This window comes from Paraburkholderia sp. SEWSISQ10-3 4, from assembly GCF_030464785.1.
GTDB lineage: Bacteria > Pseudomonadota > Gammaproteobacteria > Burkholderiales > Burkholderiaceae > Paraburkholderia > Paraburkholderia aspalathi.
Window position 1 is genome coordinate 455,472 of record NZ_JALPRI010000004.1, and the last position, 17,498, is coordinate 472,969.

At 61.7% G+C, this 17,498-nt stretch carries 17 protein-coding genes; 9 read left to right on the plus strand and 8 right to left on the minus strand.

The genetic code is table 11. The features are described 5' to 3' along the window. Positions 1-117: 117 nt before the first annotated feature. Entirely contained in the window at positions 118-1,032 is a 915-nt protein-coding gene (locus M0D68_RS13230) for a LysR family transcriptional regulator (RefSeq protein WP_200651761.1), read from the minus strand. 221 nt (positions 1,033-1,253) lie between these two features. Between M0D68_RS13230 and gcl the strand changes: the two genes are divergently transcribed. The 4 genes from gcl to M0D68_RS13250 all read left to right on the plus strand — a co-directional run bounded on the left by gcl (position 1,254) and on the right by M0D68_RS13250 (position 5,866). Beyond that, a complete protein-coding gene (gcl, locus tag M0D68_RS13235; protein WP_266224483.1) occupies positions 1,254-3,029 on the plus strand; it encodes a glyoxylate carboligase in 1,776 nt (591 codons plus the stop codon). Positions 3,030-3,139: 110 nt separating this feature from the next. Continuing rightward, positions 3,140-3,949, plus strand: coding sequence for a hydroxypyruvate isomerase (gene hyi / locus M0D68_RS13240; RefSeq protein ID WP_266224484.1), 810 nt, complete (start codon positions 3,140-3,142; stop codon positions 3,947-3,949). Between the two features lie 56 nt (positions 3,950-4,005). Continuing rightward, positions 4,006-4,914 (plus strand): 2-hydroxy-3-oxopropionate reductase, encoded by a 909-nt coding sequence (locus tag M0D68_RS13245; RefSeq protein ID WP_266224486.1) that lies wholly within the window; start codon positions 4,006-4,008, stop codon positions 4,912-4,914. 550 nt (positions 4,915-5,464) lie between these two features. Next, positions 5,465-5,866, plus strand: a complete 402-nt coding sequence (locus M0D68_RS13250) for a DUF3597 domain-containing protein (protein ID WP_093632610.1) — start codon at positions 5,465-5,467, stop codon at positions 5,864-5,866. Between the two features lie 159 nt (positions 5,867-6,025). Here M0D68_RS13250 and M0D68_RS13255 read toward each other — a convergent pair whose 3' ends face one another. From M0D68_RS13255 to M0D68_RS13280, 6 genes are all read right to left on the minus strand, one after another. Beyond that, on the minus strand, positions 6,026-7,069 hold the full coding sequence (locus M0D68_RS13255; RefSeq protein ID WP_093632775.1) for an asparaginase: 1,044 nt from the start codon (positions 7,067-7,069) through the stop codon (positions 6,026-6,028). A 224-nt stretch (positions 7,070-7,293) separates the two neighbouring features. Beyond that, positions 7,294-8,220, minus strand: coding sequence for a CysB family HTH-type transcriptional regulator (locus M0D68_RS13260; RefSeq protein ID WP_093632609.1), 927 nt, complete (start codon positions 8,218-8,220; stop codon positions 7,294-7,296). 95 nt (positions 8,221-8,315) lie between these two features. After that, on the minus strand, positions 8,316-9,374 hold the full coding sequence (locus tag M0D68_RS13265) for a sulfate/molybdate ABC transporter ATP-binding protein (protein ID WP_054034571.1): 1,059 nt from the start codon (positions 9,372-9,374) through the stop codon (positions 8,316-8,318). After that, a complete protein-coding gene (cysW, locus tag M0D68_RS13270; RefSeq protein ID WP_266224490.1) occupies positions 9,374-10,399 on the minus strand; it encodes a sulfate ABC transporter permease subunit CysW in 1,026 nt (341 codons plus the stop codon). Before cysW ends, M0D68_RS13265 begins: the two co-directional genes overlap by 1 nt. Next, positions 10,396-11,298, minus strand: a complete 903-nt coding sequence (gene cysT / locus M0D68_RS13275; RefSeq protein WP_266224492.1) for a sulfate ABC transporter permease subunit CysT — start codon at positions 11,296-11,298, stop codon at positions 10,396-10,398. The genes cysW and cysT overlap by 4 nt, the downstream gene beginning before the upstream one ends. A gap of 152 nt (positions 11,299-11,450) precedes the next feature. Then, on the minus strand, positions 11,451-12,500 hold the full coding sequence (locus M0D68_RS13280) for a sulfate ABC transporter substrate-binding protein (RefSeq protein WP_093632606.1): 1,050 nt from the start codon (positions 12,498-12,500) through the stop codon (positions 11,451-11,453). 315 nt (positions 12,501-12,815) lie between these two features. Between M0D68_RS13280 and lexA the strand changes: the two genes are divergently transcribed. The 3 genes from lexA (at position 12,816) to M0D68_RS13295 (ending at position 14,681) form a co-directional block, all read left to right on the plus strand. Further along, positions 12,816-13,466, plus strand: a complete 651-nt coding sequence (gene lexA / locus M0D68_RS13285) for a transcriptional repressor LexA (protein ID WP_054034573.1) — start codon at positions 12,816-12,818, stop codon at positions 13,464-13,466. 59 nt (positions 13,467-13,525) lie between these two features. After that, positions 13,526-13,876: a hypothetical protein gene (locus tag M0D68_RS13290; RefSeq protein WP_266224494.1), complete on the plus strand. Its 351-nt coding sequence runs from the start codon at positions 13,526-13,528 to the stop codon at positions 13,874-13,876. A gap of 163 nt (positions 13,877-14,039) precedes the next feature. Continuing rightward, positions 14,040-14,681 carry a DUF2939 domain-containing protein gene (locus tag M0D68_RS13295; protein ID WP_266224495.1) on the plus strand — a complete coding sequence of 214 codons (642 nt, stop codon included), beginning with the start codon at positions 14,040-14,042 and terminating at the stop codon, positions 14,679-14,681. A 150-nt stretch (positions 14,682-14,831) separates the two neighbouring features. Here M0D68_RS13295 and M0D68_RS13300 read toward each other — a convergent pair whose 3' ends face one another. Beyond that, on the minus strand, positions 14,832-15,299 hold the full coding sequence (locus M0D68_RS13300) for a universal stress protein (RefSeq protein WP_054034575.1): 468 nt from the start codon (positions 15,297-15,299) through the stop codon (positions 14,832-14,834). Between the two features lie 274 nt (positions 15,300-15,573). On the opposite strand from M0D68_RS13300, the gene nodI reads away from it, so the two are divergent. Further along, positions 15,574-16,488 carry a nodulation factor ABC transporter ATP-binding protein NodI gene (gene nodI, locus M0D68_RS13305; protein ID WP_266224497.1) on the plus strand — a complete coding sequence of 305 codons (915 nt, stop codon included), beginning with the start codon at positions 15,574-15,576 and terminating at the stop codon, positions 16,486-16,488. 65 nt (positions 16,489-16,553) lie between these two features. Beyond that, complete coding sequence (locus tag M0D68_RS13310) at positions 16,554-17,381, plus strand: ABC transporter permease (RefSeq protein WP_266224499.1); 828 nt, start codon at positions 16,554-16,556, stop codon at positions 17,379-17,381. Positions 17,382-17,498 lie beyond the last annotated feature (117 nt).

Below are 17,498 nucleotides of genomic sequence, written 5' to 3' on the forward strand. Positions count from 1 at the left end.
CGGCCCTCCGGGGCATTGCGGCTAAGCTATTGACTCGTCATCCAACATGACCGGCTGCATACCAAGTTTATTCCCGGCTTCGCGTGAAATCCGCGAAAAATTACCGTCACCCCACACTCAATAAGTCGGACGATTCCAGTAATCCTCGCTGGCATACACCTCTTTCAGGTAGTCGATGAAGTAGCGCACCTTGGCCGGCACGTAACGCTGCTGCGGATAGACCGCCAGAATGTCGTAATCGGGCAGCGCGTATTCATCCAGCACGGTTTCCAGTTCGCCGCGCGCCAGTTGCTGCTGGATTTCCCACGTGGAGCGCCAGCCGAGCCCGAGCCCTTCTGACACCCAGCGGTGCAACAACTCGCCGTCGTTGCAGTCGAGCGTGCCGCCTACCCGCACCGTCGCCAGTTTGCCGTTGCGGCGGAAGTACCAGCCGCGGTTCTGGCCGCCTTGCAGGTTGAACGCGAGGCAATTGTGCTGCGGCAGATCTTCGAGTGTTTTGGGTTTGCCGTATTTCTTGAAATATTCCGGCGTACCGCACACCACGCGCCGGTTCGACGCCAGTTTCACCGCGACGAAATTTGGATCGACCGCGCCGCCGATCCGGATCGACAGGTCGTAACCTTCGCGCACCAGGTCCACGACCCGGTCGGTGAGGTTGAACGACACCTGCAATTCTGGCTTGTCGGCGAGAAAAGGCGGCGCAAGCGGCGCGACGTGCTTGCGCCCAAACGCGGCCGGCGCCGACACGATCAGATGACCGTTCACCGCGCGCCGCCCCGCGCTCAGTTCGTTTTCCGCCTGGTCCCATTCAGTGAGCAAGCCGCGGCAGCGCTCAAGAAACGCCGCGCCTTCTTCGCTGACCACAAGACGCCGCGTCGAGCGGTACATCAGCTTCACGCCGAGGCGCTTTTCAAGCGCGTCGATACGGCGCCCGAGAATCACCGGCGACACCCCCTCCTCCAGCGCCGCGGCCGCGAGGCTGCCCGCATCGGCGACGCGCACGAAAGTTTCGATTTGTTTGAAGCGGTCCATTTTTGTCTCCGGTCCCACGCAAGCGGGTTGCAACCGCCTTGTGCCCCTCTCCTACCGTCAGGCCCATTCCATACTTTTTGTTTCGAAATAAGCGACCCGGACTGATCTTATCAAACCTTTAGGTGAAGCCTACAGTTCGATCAACACCTTTGGTTTGCATATCCGTCAGCGAATTCGTCAGCCAGCTTATTCGCCCACCCCAAGACATTCAGGAGACATTCATGGCCAAGATGAGAGCCGTCGACGCAGCCGTGCTGGTGCTCGAAAAAGAAGGCATCAACACCGCATTCGGCGTTCCGGGCGCAGCAATCAACCCGTTCTACTCGGCCATGCGCAAGGCAGGCAGCATCAGCCACGTGCTGGCGCGTCACGTCGAAGGCGCGTCGCACATGGCCGAGGGCTATACGCGCGCCCAGCCGGGCAACATCGGCGTGTGTATCGGCACCTCGGGCCCCGCCGGCACCGACATGATCACCGGTTTGTACTCCGCTCAGGCCGACTCGATTCCTATTCTGGCTATCACGGGCCAGGCGCCGCGTGCGCGTCTGTACAAGGAAGATTTCCAGGCCGTCGATATCGAATCGATCGCCAAGCCCGTCACCAAGTGGGCCGTCACCGTGCGCGAACCGGCGCTGGTGCCGCGCGTGTTCCAGCAGGCTTTCCATCTGATGCGCTCGGGCCGTCCGGGTCCGGTGCTGGTCGACCTGCCGATCGACGTGCAGCTCGCCGAAATCGAATTCGACATCGACACGTACGAGCCGCTGCCGGTCTACAAGCCGAAAGCGACCCGCAAACAGATCGAAGCCGCGTTGAAGCTTTTGAATGACGCTGAAAAGCCGTTGATCGTTTCGGGTGGCGGCGTGCTGAACGCAGCCGCTGAAGACCTGCTGGTCGAATTCGCCGAAACCGTCGGCGTGCCGGTGATCCCGACGCTGATGTCGTGGGGCGCGATTCCCGACGACCATCCGCTGATGGCCGGCATGGTCGGCTTGCAAACCTCGCACCGCTACGGCAACGCGACGATGCTCGCCTCCGACTTCGTGCTCGGCATCGGCAACCGCTGGGCGAATCGTCACACGGGCAGCGTCGAGGTTTACACCAAGGGCCGTAAGTTCGTGCACGTGGACATCGAGCCGACGCAGATCGGCCGCGTGTTCGGCCCGGACCTCGGCATTGTGTCGGACGCGAAGTTCGCGCTCGAACTGTTCGTTGAAGTGGCGAAGGAATGGAAGGCTGCTGGCAAGCTGAAGAACCGCAGCGCATGGGTCGCCGATTGCCAGCAACGCAAGCGGACGATGCATCGCAAGACGCACTTCGACAACGTGCCGATGAAGCCGCAGCGCGTGTACGAAGAAATGAACCAGGTGTTCGGCCGCGATACCTGCTACGTGAGCACGATCGGTTTGTCGCAGATCGCCGGCGCACAATTCCTGCACGTCTACAAGGCGCGTAACTGGATCAACTGCGGCCAGGCAGGCCCGCTCGGCTGGACGATCCCGGCAGCGCTCGGCGTGCGTGCAGCAGACCCGCAACGTCCGATCGTCGCGCTCTCGGGCGACTACGACTTCCAGTTCATGATCGAAGAGCTGGCAGCCGGCGCGCAATTCAAGCTGCCGTACGTGCACGTGGTGGTGAACAACTCGTACCTCGGTTTGATCCGCCAGGCGCAGCGCGCGTTCGATATGGACTTCTGCGTGCAACTCGGCTTCGAGAACATCAACTCGCCGGAAACGAACGGCTACGGCGTGGACCACGTCGCGGTTGCCGAAGGCCTGGGTTGCAAGGCGATCCGCGTGTTCAAACCGGAAGAACTCAAGCCGGCCCTGCTGAAAGCGCAATCGATGCTCTCCGAGTTCAACGTGCCGGTGATCGTCGAAGTGATCCTCGAACGTGTGACCAACATTTCGATGGGCACCGAAATCGACGCGATCAACGAGTTCGAAGAACTGGCCGAGAAGCGCGAAGATGCGCCGACGGCAATCAGCATGCTCGACTGAGCTTTGTGACTTTGCAGTAGATGAGCGCGATTCAGCGGCGTAGCCATTCAACGTCACTGAATCGCCTCATGAAGTTATTCCACTGACCGACCAGCGAGACAAAAAGCACCATGCCGAAATTTGCAGCGAATCTCACCATGCTGTTCAACGAAGTCCCGTTCCTCGACCGCTTTGCGGCAGCGTCGGACGCGGGCTTCAACGCCGTCGAATTCCTGTTTCCGTATCCGTATCAGATCGCCGAATTGAGCGAGCGTCTGCAGCAGAACCGTTTGAAACTCGTGTTGCACAACCTGCCCGCGGGCAACTGGGAAGCGGGTGAACGCGGCATCGCATGCCTGCCGGATCGTGTGGGCGAGTTTCAGGAAGGTGTCGGCCGCGCGATCGAATATGCGAGCGCCCTGAAGGTGCCGCAACTGAATTGCCTCGTCGGCATTCCGACTGCTGGCGTCGATGCGGACAAGGCGCGCTCGACGATCGTCGACAATCTGCGCTTCGCCGCGGGCGAACTGAAAAAAGCCGGCATCAAGCTGCTGGTCGAGCCGTGCAATTCGTACGACATCCCTGGCTTCGCGTTGAACCGTTCGGGCGAAGGCCTCGACGTGATTCGCGCAGTGGGCTCGGACAATCTGTTCCTGCAATACGACATCTATCACATGCAACGGATGGAAGGCGAACTCGCGGCAACGATCAAGAAGAATCTGCCGCAGATCGCGCACATCCAGCTCGCCGACAACCCGGGGCGCAACGAACCGGGCACCGGTGAAATCAACTACCCGTTCCTGTTCGACCTGCTCGACTCGCTCGGCTACGAAGGCTACGTCGGTTGCGAATACAAGCCGCGCACGACCACCGCCGCCGGCCTCGGCTGGGTACAGAGCGTGGCCGGGCAAACCCGCGGCGCAGCCCACGCCGCTGCCTGATCGACTCATCGATCGGCTAGGCACATCACCCCAAACAACACTGGAGATTTAGACACATGGCAAAGATCGGTTTCATCGGCCTCGGCATCATGGGCGCGCACATGGCGCGCAACCTCATCAAGGGCGGTCATTCGCTGTTCGTGAATGGCGCTTATCCGGTGCCGGAAGATCTGAGCAAGACGACCACCGTGGTCGCCAATTCGACCGCTGTCGCCCAAGCTGCCGACGTCGTCATCATCATGGTGCCGGACACGCCTGACGTCGCTAACGTGCTGTTCGCGGACGACGGCGTCGCCGCCGGCCTCACGCAGGGCAAGCTGGTGATCGACATGAGCTCGATCTCGCCGCTCGACACGCAAGCCTTTGCGAAGAAGATCAACGCGCTGGGCGTCGACTACCTGGATGCACCGGTCTCGGGCGGCGAAGTCGGCGCGCGTGAAGCGTCGCTGACGATCATGGTCGGCGGTCCGGAAAAAGCCTTTGCTCTCGCCAAGCCGCTGTTCGAACTGATGGGCAAGAACATCTCGCTGATCGGCGACAACGGCGCGGGTCAAACCTGCAAGGTCGCGAACCAGATCATCGTCGCACTGAACATCGAAGCGGTGGCTGAAGCCCTGCTGTTCGCGTCGCGCTCGGGCGCGGATCCGGAACGTGTGCGCAAGGCATTGATGGGCGGCTTCGCTTCGTCGCGCATTCTCGAAGTGCATGGCGAGCGTATGACCAAGCGCAAGTTCGATCCGGGTTTCCGCATCGAATTGCATCAGAAGGATCTGAACCTCGCACTCGACGGCGCACGCAAGCTCGGCATCGCCCTGCCGCATACGGCGAGCGCGCAGCAGCTGTTCAGCGTATGCGCGGCGAATGGCGGCAAGGCATGGGATCACTCGGCCATGGTGCGCGCGCTCGAAATCATGGCGAACTACGAAGTCGCGCAAGCGCCGGGTAGCGAAGCCAAGGCAGCTTAAGCAACAACAAGGTTGCCGTGACGGTTGCGGTTTCAACGTGACCGTCGTGGCAACCGCAGGTGGGGCGCCCGGTTCGTCGTGCGGCATGCATGGCGGAACGGGCAAATCGTGTCGCTCTGGGCTGAGAGCGGCAAGTGGGGTCCGCAGCGGCACCCGGCGGCGCCGGGGAAGCCTTGGTCGGTCAGACGTCGTCGTCGGGTGTCCGGCTGTCGGATTTCAAATTTATGCGTTTTCCGCCAATCTCTCGCAGCGGCTGCATCATGCATGCCGCCTGCCAGTACCTCTCAATGCAGGTCTCCTCGCACGTGTGCTCGCAAGTCCGCTTGCATTTGCTTGCAACTCCGCGCCCGCGGCACGACCTTTTTTGACACATCCCTCCCCGCTTTTCTCCTACACTCGTTGAGTCTGGTTGCGCGCGTATCAGCGTTCACGTGCGGCTTGCCGATCATCGCGGCACATGTGCTCCGTTTCATTCGCCCGATTCGCAACCAGAGTTCAACCCGTGAGCGGAATGTGCTTGCGCCGGTAACCCCTCTGCAAAGGATTCAGCATGAGCATTTTTGGTGACATCGTAAACAAGCTCTTCGGCAAAGCGAAGCCCGACCAGCCTGCGCCTGCGGTTGAGCCGACACCGGATCCGGCAGCGGCACAAGCTGCCGCACCAGACGCTGCGCCGGCACCGCCACCGCTGACTGACGTCGACGTCGCGGTCGTCATGGACCAGTTCGTGAGTGAGAGCGGGCAAACGTTGAACTGGCGCACGTCGATCGTCGACACGTTGAAAGCGCTCGGCGTCGACAGCAGCCTCGAGCATCGTAAGCAACTCGCCCAGGAACTGAAGTACAGCGGCGACACGAACGATTCGGCAAGCATGAACATCTGGCTGCACAAACAGGTGATGCTAGCGCTGGCGGCGAACGGCGGGAAGTTGCCTCCGGATCTGGCGTCCTAAATGCTTGCCTGCGCCGCCTGTTTCCGGCGATAGCGATCAACGTTAAGCTGTAACGACAACGCGGCGCTCCGGTCAATGACCTGGGCGCCGCGTTGTCATTCAAGCTTCATGTGCGGGACACGGTTCTGACTTCGAACCGGGCCGCGCGCGTTAAATCAATCAGTACGTATCGAAAGTCTTCTGCAACGCAACCGGCCCTGTGCCGCCCGCGGCCAATGCCAGCATCAGCAGCACGCGTGCCTTGTACGGATTCAGCGAACCTGCGCTGACGAAACCAAGTGCATCGTCGGCGGCCGCTCCGTTGCGCATCACATGCCCTGAACCCACGCGCGACGCACGCACCACCACGACGCCTTGCGAAGCGGCATCGGCCAGCGCCTGCTGCACCGAGGCGTGAATCGAGCCGTTACCCGTGCCCGCCACGACGATACCGCGCACACCCGCAGCAACCAACGCGTCCACGGCAATGCGCGAAACGCCCGCGTAGCTCACGACGATCTCCACATGCGGCCACTTCGCGCCGATCACGAATTCGGTTGCGAGCGTATGCGGACGCACCACGCTGCGCTGGAATTCGACGCGACCGTCCTGCACCCAGCCGAGCGCGCCGATATCCGGAGACTGGAAGGCATCGACTGCATACGTGCTCGTCTTGACCACGTCGCGTGCGCTGTGAATCTTGTTGTTGAACGCCACCAGCACGCCCTGCCCGCGCGAACCCGCGTGCGCCGCAACCGTCACTGCGTTCAGCAGATTCAGCGGACCATCGGCGGACAGCGCCGACGCCGGGCGCATGGCGGCGGTCAGCACGACCGGCTTGTCCGACTTGATCGTCAGATGAAGCAGATAGGCGGTTTCTTCGAGTGTATCGGTGCCATGTGTGACCACCACGCCGTCGACGTCATCGTCGGCGAGCAGCGTGTTGATACGTTGTGCGAGCGTGGTCCACAATGACATTTCCATGTCTTTACTGTCGACGCTGGCAATCTGCTCGGGCGCGATGCGCGCCACCGTGGACAAGGCCGGCACCACGGCCAGCAATTGCTCGACGCCGACCACGCCGGCCTGGTAGCCCGATGTATTAGTGGCGTCCGCGGCCGCGCCGGCGATCGTGCCGCCGGTCGCCAGCACGGCGATGCGCGGCAGCAGCGGCGTAGCGCCTTCGCCTGAAGGCGTGGCGGAGGAAGAAGTCAAAGTATTCATGGCGGCGATTGTAAGCGATGCGCCGCGCGCCGCCATGCGTGAAAAAACGGATACCCGTTCGTTTCGGAGCTGGATGAGGCCGGCGCTCCGTGCGCCACGCGTTTGCGCGGCGTTTACATCAAGGCCGGCTACAGCCCGCTTGAAGATCGCACGTTTGGCGCCGCAATGAATTCACGCGGCGCCTTGCGTGCCGTGCGCCGAACCGCAACGATCCGGCGCATCCCTCAAACCGCTTCGCGCAACTGTGCGGCGATTTCCGCTTCATTCAACTGCGGCGCGAACATTTCGATCAGCCGGTACGCGTATGCGCGCAGGAACGCGCCCTTGCGCAGGCCGACCCGCGTCGTGCTCGCTTCGAACAGATGCTGCGTATCCAGCGCGACCAGTTCCGTGTCGCGTTTCGGATCGTAGGCCATCGCGGCAACCACGCCGATGCCCATGCCAAGTTCGACGTACGTCTTGATCACGTCGGCATCGATGGCGGTCAACACGACGTCAGGCAACGCACCCGCTTTCGCGAACGCCTGATCGATGTGCGAGCGGCCCGTGAAGTCCTGGTCGTACGTGACGATCGGGAATTCGGCAATCTCGTCGAGCGTCAGGTTTTCGCGGCCCACCAGCGGATGCCCCTTCGGTACGACCACGACGTGATGCCACGAATAGCACGGGAACGTGACGATATCGGGGAAGCGGTCGAGCGCTTCCGTCGAAATGCCGATGTCCGCTTCGCCGTTGATGATCATCTGCGCAATCTGCTGCGGGCTGCCCTGGCGCAGCGCCAGATGCACCTTCGGGAACACCTCGGTGAATTGACGGATCACCTTCGGCAGCGCGTAACGCGCCTGGGTGTGAGTCGTCGCCACGACCAGGTGGCCGCTGTCCTGATCGGCATATTGACGCGCGACGCGGCGCAGATTCTCCGCATCGAGCAACATCCGCTCGATCAACTGATGCACCGCCTTGCCCGGCTCGGTGAGGCCCGTCAGACGCTTGCCGCGCCGGATGAAAATATCGACGCCGAGTTCGTCTTCCAGATCCTTGATCTGTTTCGACACACCCGACTGCGACGTGTACAACACGTTCGCCACCTCAGTCAGATTCATGTTCTGACGCACGGCCTCGCGCACAAAGCGCAATTGCTGAAAGTTCATCTGTATGTCTCCGGTTGAGCCAGAGTTGAGTTATTAGAGTTTGATTGAAACGCCGAGTGTTGTTGCGCTGCCTGTGTTGATGCTCGTGGCGCCGCCTATTGCGCCGGAAATACGCGCAAGGCGCGCGGCACTGCCGTCACGCCGTCGCCTATCGACAGTTGCAGATCGCGCCACGATTCGCGATCGAGTTCAGCCTCGAGCACATTGCCTTCGCGGCCCGCCAGTTCCACACGCACCGAGCCGCCGAGCGTCACCACGCGCCGCACGTCGACCACAATGCCTTCGCGATGGCCGGACGCTTGCGGATACAACTGCAGATCGTGCGGACGTACATAGGCGAACGCCGGTCCGCTGAAACCGGCCGTGATCGCGACCGGCAACGCCGCGCCGTCGACCACGAAGCCGCTTGCATCCACGTTGCCATGCAGACGGTTCGCCGCGCCGAGAAACTCGTAGACGAACGAAGTTTGCGGATGGTCGTACACGTCCTGCGGACTGCCCACCTGCTCCACATGCCCACGATTCAACACGACGATACGGTCGGCCACTTCGAGCGCCTCTTCCTGATCGTGCGTGACGAAGATCGTCGAGATATGCAGATCGTCATGCAAACGACGCAGCCAGCTGCGCAACTCCTTGCGCACCTTCGCGTCCAGCGCGCCGAACGGTTCGTCGAGCAGCAGGACCTTCGGCTCGACAGCGAGCGCACGCGCCAACGCAATCCGCTGCCGTTGACCACCCGACAGTTCCGACGGGTAGCGTTGTGCGAGCCAGTCGAGTTGCACGAGCTTCAGCAGTTCATGCACCTTCTCGCGAATCACTGCTTCCGAAGGCCGTTCCTTGCGGGGCTTCACACGCAAGCCGAACGCCACGTTCTCGAACACCGTCATATGACGGAACAGTGCGTAATGCTGGAATACAAAGCCGACTTCACGCTCGCGCGCACCAACCGTCGCCACGTCCTGGCCTTGCAGCACGACCTGGCCCGCATCCGCGTATTCGAGGCCGGCAATCACACGCAGCAAGGTGGTCTTGCCACAACCCGAAGGCCCGAGCAGCGCAACCAGTTCGCCCGGGGGAAAGTCGAGCGATACGTTATCGAGCGCGACGAAATCGCCAAAGCGCTTTTGCAGGTTACGAACGGTGATACCCATTACAGCTCTCCTTGCTTGAGCGCGTGTTGATGCGATGCATGCGTTGCATTGACGGACTGTGAAGCAGACTGTGAAGCGGACGGCGGCGTGACCGGCCCTGCATACGCCGGCACATCGCGCGCGGCCGACAGTTCCGCCGACATATGGCGCTCGGCGAGCAGCTTCAGGCCGAGCGTGACGAGTGCGAGCAAGGCCAGCACCGACGCCACGGCAAACGCCGCCGAGAAGTTGTATTCGTTATAGAGAATTTCGACGTGCAGCGGCATGGTGTCGGTCTGGCCGCGAATGTGGCCGGACACCACCGACACCGCGCCGAACTCGCCCATCGCCCGCGCGTTACACAGAATCACGCCGTACAGCAGGCCCCATTTCACGTTCGGCAGCGTGACGCGCCGGAAGATCTGCCAACCCGATGCGCCGAGTACATGCGCGGCCTCTTCTTCGTCGTTGCCTTGCGCCTGCATCAGCGGAATCAGTTCACGCGCGACGAACGGGAACGTGACGAAGATCGTCGCCAGCACGATGCCCGGCACCGCGAAGATGATCTGCACGTTGTGATCCTGCAGCCACGGGCCGAACCAGCCCTGCGCGCCGAACATCAACACGTAGATCAAACCGGAGATCACCGGCGAGACCGAGAACGGCAGATCGATCAACGTGGTCAGCAAGGCCTTGCCACGGAACTCGAACTTGGCGATACACCATGACGCCGCGAGGCCGAACACAAGATTCAGCGGCACGGCAATCGCAGCGGTGATCACGGTGAGCTTGATGGCCGACAACGCATCCGGATCGACCAGCGATTCCAGATAGAAGCCGATGCCCTTGCTCAAGGCCTGATAGAACACGGCGACGAGCGGCACGACGAGAAACAGCGCGAGAAACAGCAACGCGATACCGGTCAGAATCCAGCGCACGATGGGGGGTTCAGTAACCGGATCGGGCCGGCGCGCGATATTGAGCGGCGCGCGCGGCGCCACGGCGACAGTCGCGGCATCCGCGCCATTCAGAGAGTTGCGGCTCATTGCACACCTCCGCCGACACCGATCGCCGCCACACTCGCGGCGGCAGGCGCCGGGCCTGCGCCGCCACGGCCCGTGCGGCGCTGCAGATACCACTGCAGCGTATTGATCAACAAGAGCATCAGGAACGACACCACCAGCATCACGACCGCAATCGCGGTGGCGCCGGCATAATCGTATTGTTCGAGTTTGGTAATGATCAGCAGCGAGGTGATTTCCGATTTCATCGGCACGTTACCGGCAATGAAAATCACCGAGCCGTATTCGCCGAGCGCCCGCGCGAACGCCAGCGCGAAACCCGTGAGCAAAGCCGGAAACACCGCAGGCAACACCACGCGCCGAAACGTCAGCCAACGCGACGCGCCAAGGCACGCAGCCGCCTCTTCCTGTTCGCGCTCGAACTCTTCGAGCACCGGCTGCACGGTCCGCACGACGAACGGCAAACCGATAAAGGTCAGCGCGATCAGCACACCGGCCGGCGTGAAAGCGATCTTGATACCGAGCGGTTCGAGAAACTGTCCGATCCAACCGTTGCTCGCATACACCGCCGCAAGCGAAATACCGGCCACGGAAGTCGGCAAAGCGAACGGCAGATCGACCACCGCGTCGACGATACGCTTGAACGGGAAGGTATAACGCACCAGCACCCAAGCGACCAGAAAGCCGAACACCGCGTTGATCAGCGCGCCGCCAAGGGCCGAGAAAAACGTCAGGCGATACGACGCGAGCACGCGCGGCGAGCTGACCGCGCGCACGAACTGAGGCCAGTCGAGCGTCGCGGTCTTGAGAAAGGTCGCCGCAAGCGGAATCAGCACCACGAGGCTCAGATAAGCCACCGTGATGCCGAGTGTCAGGCCAAAACCGGGCAACGCGCTCGGTTTTCGGAAGGTCAACGTCGTCATGCTCAGTACTCTTTCAGGGTTGAGGCCGGCGGCTCTTTTTCCGGCCGCCTGGCTGGCCAAAAAGCGCGCCTCGCGGGCGCGCTTTCTGGCGAAGTGTGACTACGCGTTCAACTGCGGCGTCTAACTGCGCATCTCGTCCGGTTGACTACCCGTTACTGCGGCGAGTAGATCGAATCGAACACACCGCCGTCGGCAAAGTGCGTCTTCTGCGCGTTCGCCCAGCCGCCGAACGAATCGTCCACCGTGTACAACTTCAGCTTCGGAAACTTCGACGTCAGCTCGGCCGGCACCTTGTTCGAACGCGGACGGTAGAAGTTCTTCGCGGCGATTTCCTGACCTTCCTCGCTGTACAGGAAGTTCAGATACGCTTCCGCCACCTTGCGTGTGCCGTGCTTGTCGACCACCTTGTCCACCACCGCAACCGGCGGCTCGGCCAGAATGCTCACCGACGGCACGACGATTTCAAACTTCTCCGGACCGAATTCCTTCAGCGAGAGGAACGCCTCGTTTTCCCACGCAATCAGCACGTCGCCGATACCGCGTTGCACGAAGCTGGTGGTCGCGCCACGCGCGCCCGAATCCAGCACGCCGGCATTCTTATAGAGCTTGCCGACGAATTCCTTCGCCTTCTGGTCGTTGCCGCCCGGCTGATGTTCAGCATAGGCCCACGCGGCCAGGTAGTTCCAGCGCGCGCCTCCCGAGGTCTTCGGATTCGGCGTGACGATCGACACACCCGGTTTGATCAGATCGTCCCAATCCTTGATGTGCTTCGGGTTGCCCTTGCGCACCAGAAACACGATCGTCGACGTGTACGGCGAGGCGTTGTCCGGCAAACGCTTTTGCCAGCCCTTGTCGAGCAGACCCTTGTTGGCCAGCGCGTCGATGTCATAGGCAAGCGCCAGGGTCACGACGTCCGCCTGCAAACCGTCCAGCACCGAGCGTGCTTGCGCACCCGAGCCGCCGTGCGACTGCTTGAAGGTGACCGTCTCGCCCGTTTTCGCCTTCCATTCCTTGCCGAATGCCTGGTTGACGTCCTGGTACAACTCACGTGTCGGGTCGTACGACACGTTCAGCAGCGTCGTGTCGGCTGCATGTGCCGGCGCCGTGACGCCGACCGCGGCGATCGTACCGACTGCGCCGAATGCGAGCGCCGCGATAAGTTTTCTGGTCTTGCCTGCCAGCCCCGTGCCCTGATGGTTCATGCCAACTTTCTCCGCGTTGTAGTCCGCTGAAACAGCGTGTGGTGTTGTTTTGCGTCGCGGTCACGTGCACATGAGCGCCAACTCGAAGGGCAGTCTATCGAAGAGCTTTCATCATTAAAAATAATGTTTCTTCATTCTTTAATACGCAAAAGTGGTAATGACGGCCGGATAAGGCGTTGCGGCACGAAAACGGGTGTTGGAGCGTCTATTTACGACGCTGGAACGCCACCCCGGGCCGCGAACTTAAAGTAAAGCTTGAATTGCGCGGAATACTGTATAAAAATACAGGCACCTGTTCATACATACAGTGGCGCCATGACCAAACTCACCGCACGACAGCAGCAGGTTTTCGATCTGATCCGCCGGGCCATCGAACGCACCGGCTTTCCGCCCACCCGCGCGGAGATCGCCGCCGAGCTGGGTTTCAGCTCGGCCAATTCGGCAGAAGAGCATCTGCGCGCCCTCGCCCGCAAGGGCGTGATCGAACTGGCAGCCGGCGCATCGCGCGGCATTCGCCTGCTGGGCGGATCCGAAGATTCGCCGTACCAGTTCACGCTGCCGCACGCCAGCATCATGCAACTGTCGTTGCCGCTGATCGGCCGGGTTGCAGCGGGTAGCCCGATCCTCGCGCAGGAACATATCTCGCAGCACTACGCCTGCGACCCGGCGCTGTTCTCGAGCAAGCCGGACTACCTGCTGAAGGTGCGCGGGCTGTCCATGCGCGACGCAGGCATCTTCGACGGCGACCTGCTCGCGGTGCAGAAGAAAAGCGAAGCCAAAGACGGTCAGATCATCATCGCGCGGCTTGGCGACGACGTGACGGTCAAGCGCTTGAAGCGCCGCCCGAACGGTATCGAGCTGATTGCCGAGAACCCCGATTACGACAACATCTTCGTTGAAACCGGCAGCGCGGAATTTGCGCTCGAGGGCATCGCCGTCGGGCTGATCCGCCCGGGCGAGTTCTAACCGCCCACTTGTACGCCAAACCCAAAGCTGCCCCAACGTTGAATCGCCTGGAGAGACTCATGGAACGCCTTGCCCGCCTGCTGCCTTTTCGCCAGTTCGGTCGTTTGCGTCATCTGCGCAAGCTGGTGCCGTGTTCGCTGATCGAGGCGTCCCCGGCCAGTTCTCCATCGCTATCGCTGTTCGACGCGCCCGTCGGCGTACTGGGCTTGCCGTCCTCGTTGCCGGCTTTTGCTCGCGTGTCGTTGAATTCGGGGCTGAATACGGCTGAACCCGCGCGTCGTGCGCCGGTGCGCGTGTATCACGGACCGTCGCGGCTGATCATGGTCGGCACGGTAGACGCCGTGTGCCGCATGATCGATCGTTGCATCGCAGATGAAGCCAACGTGCACGGCGCGGTGTTCGAGTCATAAGCTGCATTGCGCGTGCACCGCATTCCATTGCGGCTGTACGACGCGCGACACCCGGCGTAAGGTCGTTCACCTAGCCGCGCCCTCTCGGATATCGCATCGCCTGGGATCGTTTTTGCGTGGTCGCGGTCCACGTTAGATCACACCTGATGGAGAGTCCCACTCGATGGCAGTTTCAACACGCACGAAACGCAGCGCCGCCCGGCCACTGATCGTCACCTTGATTGTGATTGTGGTGATTGCCGCGTTGGGGTTCTGTTACGCGTCGCCTTACATGGCGCTGAATACCCTCAAACGCGCGGCGGATGCACGTGATGCACAAACCGTCAATGAATACGTCGATTTTCCCGCGTTGCGCGAGAGCCTGAAGCAGCAGGTCACCGGCCTGTTGACGCGCCGGCTCGACGTCCAAGGCAATGGCAATCCGCTCGCGGCGATTGGCGCGATGATCGGCGTGGCCTTGATCGGCCCGCTGGTCGACGCTTATGCAACACCCGACGGCGTCGCGGCATTGCTGAATGGGATGCCGCCGCGCGGCAACCCGGGTGAGCGCCCTCCTGTTCCGGCTGGCGCCGGAAATCCGCCGACCGCACCGGCGGCGGCGCCCGAACCGGCGCCTCCTGCTGCGGGCAATAATGGAAACAGCGCCACGCCACCCCAACCGCCGCAAACCACGGCGGGCTACCGCAGCCTTAATGAGTTCGTCGTCAGCTATCAGCATGGTGCCGGTGACGCGCGTTACTCGGCGATCTTGCGGCGCGAAGGTTTGTTCACATGGAAGCTGGCTGCGGTCAATCTGAACGAGTGATCACCCAGCGGTCGCTATCGATTTGAGCGTATGAGCGAATCGCGGTTTGGCCGAAGCGATCGCCGCGAACGCGGCGACTGTTCGGTCACGTGGCTCACTAAGATCATTCAACTCATTCAGCCCGGTCCACGTGCTTTGCCCCGCCTTGTGTCAGGCCGCCGCTGCTTGCTGCTGCTCCTGCGCGGAAGAGCACGCCACCAGAATGCTGCAAGAGACCCGGTCGAGCAGCGGAGTATTGCCCGCGCCCATCCACCATCGCGACAGGCCGGTGCGGCAACGATGGCCGACCACCACGAGGTCGACATGCAATTCGTTAGCGAGATTGGCGATCTCGTCGATCGGATGGCCAAACGCAAAATGCCCTTGCGCGGTCACACCGCGCTCGGTGAGCCAGTCCACCCCTTCCTGCAGGATGTCGCGTGCTGTTTTTTCGAAGCTGCCGCATGCCACATCGGTCAGCAGGCCCGCGCTTTGCGCAATGCTCGAGCGCATGTCGACCACTGATAGTAAGTGCGTTTCCGCCTTCAGATCCAACGCCAGGTCGGCGCCGCAACGTAACGCTTTGCGGCCTTCGCGCGAGCCGTCGTAGCACAGCAGGATTTTCTGGTAGCTCGCCATGATTTTTCTCCCATCCGCGAGGAACGCGGTCTGAATGAATCATGGTGCGCCGCAATTCAGGTTGCAAGGGATGGAAAACGCTAAGTGCGCCCTAAATAGGTGCGTGCTGGATTTGTGGCGGGTTTGGGCTGGGTTTGGGTCACTCCTGAGCTTTTGCCGCAGCGCAAGAAACGCCACCGGCGCATCCGGTGGCGATCAATTCCTCGCTGCCGATGCCATAGAATGAGCGGCCTTGCCGGCCATTTGCGTCTTTTCCCGGAGCCTCGATCGATCCATGTCTGCAGCCGCCATTGAATTCCATCAGGTTAAAAAAAGCTACGGCGATAAGACGGTCGTCGACGGACTGTCGTTTCATGTCAACGCCGGCGAATGTTTCGGTCTGCTCGGCCCGAATGGCGCGGGCAAGACCACCACGTTGCGCATGCTGCTCGGCATCGCTGCACCGGATGCCGGCACGATCCGCCTGTGCGGCGAACCGATTCCCGGCCGCGCGCGCGTGGCCCGAGCGCGTGTCGGCGTTGTGCCGCAGTTCGACAATCTCGATCCCGATTTCACAGTCCGCGAAAACCTGCTGATGTTCGGCCGCTACTTCGGTCTAAGCGCCTCGCAATGCCGCGCGATGGTGCCGTCGCTGCTCGAATTCGCGCGTCTCGAGAGCAAGGCGGATGCACGTGTGAGCGAACTGTCTGGCGGCATGAAGCGGCGCCTGACGCTGGCTCGCGCGCTCGTCAACGACCCCGACGTGCTGATCATGGACGAACCGACCACCGGCCTCGATCCGCAAGCACGCCACCTGATCTGGGAACGGCTGCGCTCGCTGCTCGCGCGCGGCAAGACCATTCTGTTGACCACGCACTTCATGGAGGAGGCTGAACGGCTGTGCCATCGCCTGTGCGTGATCGAGGAAGGCCGCAAGATCGCCGAAGGCGCGCCGCGTGCATTGATCGCTTCGGAGATCGGCTGTGATGTGATCGAAATCTTCGGACCCGATCCGGTTGCGTTGCGCGACGAACTGGCGCCGCTTGTCGAGCGCACCGAGATCAGTGGCGAGACGCTCTTCTGCTATGTGAACGACGCGCAACCCGTGCATGCCCGCCTCAAGCAACGCGCCGATCTGCGCTACCTGCATCGCCCGGCGAATCTGGAAGATGTGTTCCTGCGTCTGACTGGGCGCGAGATGCAGGACTGACGCGACTCGACATCGGCTCAGCTCGCAATCCTCTACAGCTATAACGACACGGCAAGAGACACGCAATGGACGCACGCACTTACGAACCACACGGCGAGACACCGCCGAAGCAGGAGACCTTCGCCGCTTTCCCGGCCAACGCCGTCAACTGGATTGCGGTGTGGCGCCGCAACTATCTTGTCTGGCGCAAGCTCGCGATTGCGTCGATGTTCGGCAATCTTGCCGATCCGATGATCTATCTGTTCGGCCTGGGTTTCGGGCTTGGGCTGATGGTCGGGCATGTCGACGGCGTGTCGTATATCGCGTTTCTTGCTGCCGGCACGGTGGCATCGAGCGTGATGATGTCGGCGAGTTTCGAGTCGATGTATTCGGGCTTTTCGCGCATGCACGTGCAGCGCACGTGGGAGGCGATCATGCATACGCCGCTCACGCTCGGCGACATTGTGCTTGGCGAAGTGATGTGGGCGGGCAGCAAGTCGATGCTATCGGGCGCGGCGATCATGCTGGTCGCGGGGGGTCTCGGCTACGCGAGTTTTCCGCCGATGTTGCTGGCGTTGCCGGTAATTGTGCTCACGGGGCTCGCGTTCGCGAGTGTGGCGATGGTGGTGACGGCGCTGGCTCCCTCGTATGACTTTTTTATGTTTTATCAGACGTTGGTGTTGACGCCGATGTTGCTGTTGTCTGGGGTGTTTTTTCCTGTTTCACAGTTGCCTGCTGCGGCGCGGGTAGTGACTGGGCTTTTGCCGTTGGCGCATGCTGTTGATCTGATTCGGCCGGCTATGCTGGCGCGGCCTTTTGATGGTGTGGTTTTGCATGTTGCCGTGCTGGTGGTTTATGCGGTGGGGGGGTTTGTTGTTTCGGCGGTTTTGTTTCGGCGGAGGATGATGAAGTAAGGTTTGGGGCCTGCGGCCGGGTTTTTGCCTGCGCGGCGCTTTTTGTCTGTGTTCTGGCTTTTGTGCCTTTCCTTGATTTGTTAGTGGTCTATTAGCGTTGCCCCTGTGCGGGGCGGC

Excerpts from the sequence above, each read along its gene's own strand:
- cysT (WP_266224492.1), bottom strand. The coding sequence starts at position 11,298 with ATGACGACGTTGACCTTCCGAAAACCGAGCGCGTTGCCCGGTTTTGGC.
- M0D68_RS13255 (WP_093632775.1), bottom strand. The coding sequence starts at position 7,069 with ATGAATACTTTGACTTCTTCCTCCGCCACGCCTTCAGGCGAAGGCGCT.
- M0D68_RS13265 (WP_054034571.1), bottom strand. The coding sequence starts at position 9,374 with ATGGGTATCACCGTTCGTAACCTGCAAAAGCGCTTTGGCGATTTCGTC.
- M0D68_RS13300 (WP_054034575.1), bottom strand. The coding sequence starts at position 15,299 with ATGGCGAGCTACCAGAAAATCCTGCTGTGCTACGACGGCTCGCGCGAA.
- M0D68_RS13295 (WP_266224495.1), top strand. The coding sequence starts at position 14,040 with ATGGCAGTTTCAACACGCACGAAACGCAGCGCCGCCCGGCCACTGATC.
- hyi (WP_266224484.1), top strand. The coding sequence starts at position 3,140 with ATGCCGAAATTTGCAGCGAATCTCACCATGCTGTTCAACGAAGTCCCG.
- gcl (WP_266224483.1), top strand. The coding sequence starts at position 1,254 with ATGGCCAAGATGAGAGCCGTCGACGCAGCCGTGCTGGTGCTCGAAAAA.
- M0D68_RS13245 (WP_266224486.1), top strand. The coding sequence starts at position 4,006 with ATGGCAAAGATCGGTTTCATCGGCCTCGGCATCATGGGCGCGCACATG.
- M0D68_RS13250 (WP_093632610.1), top strand. The coding sequence starts at position 5,465 with ATGAGCATTTTTGGTGACATCGTAAACAAGCTCTTCGGCAAAGCGAAG.
- cysW (WP_266224490.1), bottom strand. The coding sequence starts at position 10,399 with ATGAGCCGCAACTCTCTGAATGGCGCGGATGCCGCGACTGTCGCCGTG.
- lexA (WP_054034573.1), top strand. The coding sequence starts at position 12,816 with ATGACCAAACTCACCGCACGACAGCAGCAGGTTTTCGATCTGATCCGC.
- M0D68_RS13290 (WP_266224494.1), top strand. The coding sequence starts at position 13,526 with ATGGAACGCCTTGCCCGCCTGCTGCCTTTTCGCCAGTTCGGTCGTTTG.
- nodI (WP_266224497.1), top strand. The coding sequence starts at position 15,574 with ATGTCTGCAGCCGCCATTGAATTCCATCAGGTTAAAAAAAGCTACGGC.
- M0D68_RS13230 (WP_200651761.1), bottom strand. The coding sequence starts at position 1,032 with ATGGACCGCTTCAAACAAATCGAAACTTTCGTGCGCGTCGCCGATGCG.
- M0D68_RS13280 (WP_093632606.1), bottom strand. The coding sequence starts at position 12,500 with ATGAACCATCAGGGCACGGGGCTGGCAGGCAAGACCAGAAAACTTATC.
- M0D68_RS13260 (WP_093632609.1), bottom strand. The coding sequence starts at position 8,220 with ATGAACTTTCAGCAATTGCGCTTTGTGCGCGAGGCCGTGCGTCAGAAC.
- M0D68_RS13310 (WP_266224499.1), top strand. The coding sequence starts at position 16,554 with ATGGACGCACGCACTTACGAACCACACGGCGAGACACCGCCGAAGCAG.